The sequence below is a fragment of the Kitasatospora sp. NPDC057512 genome (assembly GCF_042802135.1).
GTDB lineage: Bacteria > Actinomycetota > Actinomycetes > Streptomycetales > Streptomycetaceae > Kitasatospora.
This window is the reverse complement of the sequence record NZ_JBHVET010001152.1, coordinates 1-1,680: the sequence shown is the minus strand read 5'-3', so window position 1 is coordinate 1,680 and position 1,680 is coordinate 1. Positions and strand designations below refer to the sequence as shown.

General features: G+C 78.7%; 1 protein-coding gene. It reads left to right on the top strand.

Features of this window, described 5'->3' with window-relative positions:
- Positions 1 to 1,680: DNA repair ATPase (locus tag ACFU6K_RS38475; protein WP_380671240.1), on the top strand; the 1,680-nt coding region annotated here is incomplete at both ends.

Sequence of the window (1,680 nt, the reverse complement as noted above, 5' to 3'; positions counted from 1 at the left end):
GCGGGGAGCTGCGGCTGGCCGGCACCGGACGGCTCACCACCGACCGGGCCTGCCTGCCGCAGGACCTCACCGCCGCCGGCGGGCTGCTGCTGCTCGCCACCCGTCCGACCGAATCCGCCGACGGCGCCGGGGACTTCACCGACGTCCTCGGCCTGCACCACCCCGACCTCTCCCCCGCGCCCGCCGAGGGCACCCTGCTGGACGACCCGCGGCTGCGCCAGGACCTCGCCGACCTGCGGCGCTACTTCCGCGACGCCCGGCTGGAGCGGCTGCGCGCGGTGGACGGCCGGCTGCTCGCCGTCTTCCGCACCGGCCCGACCGCCGCCGACGTCCGGGTGCTGCGCTGGCGCCTGGACGACGGCCTCGCCGACGACGCCCAGCCGTCCTACCTGGACGGGCGCGGCGAACGCGACCACACCCCGGCCGACGGGCAGCAGCTGCCCTGGACCGCCCTCACCCGGGACGACCAGCTGCCCGCCGGCCCCGGTCGCCCGCCCCGCGCCGACCTGGCCGGCGAACTGCTCGTCGGCGTCGACGGCGGCCGGCTGACCATCACCGCCCCGGACGGCCGGGAGCTGCACCGCGAACCGCTGGCCGAGGCCCTGCAAACCCTCGCCGACGCCCGGATCGCCCACGCCCGGCTCGGCACCCTGCTGCTGGTGCGCGTGCGCCCGTACCAGGAGGAGACCGAGCGGCACCTGGTGGTGCACCTGCCCACCGGCACCGTCACCCGGATCGACGCGCTCGGCCAGGCCTGCCTGCGGCTGCCCGCCGACCAGGGCGTGGCCTTCCCCGGCGGCTGCCACCTGGTGGACGGCACCGTGCGCACCTTCGACCAGCCGGTCGACGGCCTGCGGTACGAGCGCACCCTCCTCTCGCCCAACGGCGAGGACGTGCTGTACGAGTTCCGCTCCCCCGCCGACGGCCGCGCCCTGCTCCAGCCGTACAACAGCGTCCGCCAGGAGGCCGCCGCCCCGCTGCCCTGCCAGGGCTACGCGCTGCTCGCCGACGGCACCCTGATCGCGCTGCGCCCGGCCGAGGACGGGCCGACCCGGCTGCACCCCGTCCAGCTCTGGCAGACCCCGTTCACCAGCGAGCGCTTCGCCGCCGAACAGCCGCCCGGCAGCGGTCCGTTGGCCCGGATCGGCAACGCCGACCTGGTCCGCGGCCTGGCCGACTGCCTGGCCCTGGCCCGACTGGCCGCGGCCGGCGCCGACACCCCGGCCGGCCACCAGGCCGTCCTCGCCGCCTGCACCCGCACCGCCGACCGGCACCACTGGCTCGGCCAGGGCGGCCTCGGCGACCTCGCCGCGCCGCTCGCCGAGATCCGCGACACCGCCCGGCAGGTCGTCGCCGAGTACGAGGCCGTCGCCCAGCTCACCGCGCACGCCGCCCGGCAGACCGACGAGGCCGCCGAGCACGTCGAGGGCCTGCTGCGCACCGCCCGCGGCGAGACCCTGGCCGACGCCGCCGAGTGGGTCGACCGACTGGCCGGACTGCGCCGCGCCCAGGGCCGGGTCGAGGCGCTGCGCGACCTGCCGCGCGCCGCCCCGGAGCGGATCGACGGGCTCGCCGCGCACCTCGCCGAGGGCTTGGCCGAGGCCGCCGACCGCGCCGTCGGCCAGCTCGCCGAGCCGACCGCCTTCGAGCCCCACCGGCAGCGGGCCGGCGAGCTGGCCG